The organism is Paraburkholderia sp. SIMBA_053, from assembly GCF_046534895.1.
Classification (GTDB): Bacteria; Pseudomonadota; Gammaproteobacteria; order Burkholderiales; family Burkholderiaceae; genus Paraburkholderia; species Paraburkholderia caledonica.
Genome location: NZ_JAWRXU010000728.1, coordinates 1 through 270 on the forward strand (window position 1 = coordinate 1; position 270 = coordinate 270).

General features: G+C 31.1%; 1 protein-coding gene. It reads left to right on the forward strand.

Translation table 11 applies throughout. The annotated features are described in order from the left end of the window. A partial coding sequence (locus SB753_RS37490) for a hypothetical protein (RefSeq protein WP_410805214.1) occupies nucleotides 1–270 on the forward strand: 270 nt, incomplete at both ends.

The window sequence follows — 270 nt, forward strand, 5'->3', positions numbered from 1 at the left end:
TGGCCTTTCTAGTGATTCTGATGCGTACTTTGCAGCTATGAACATCCCTAACATCTGTATCTTATTTCTTTTAACAGGAATAAAAGAAACATTCTTACCTAAGTATTTTCAAGTTAAAGACCTAAATGGGAAACTTTCCTATACATCGATGATGATTAGAGGTACTTTTTATATTGCTTTCATTGGATCTATAATAGGAATTTTTATCTCTTTAATTGTAGTTCCACTTTTATTCTCAAACTTTAATCAGCATGGTAAACAAATTGCGGT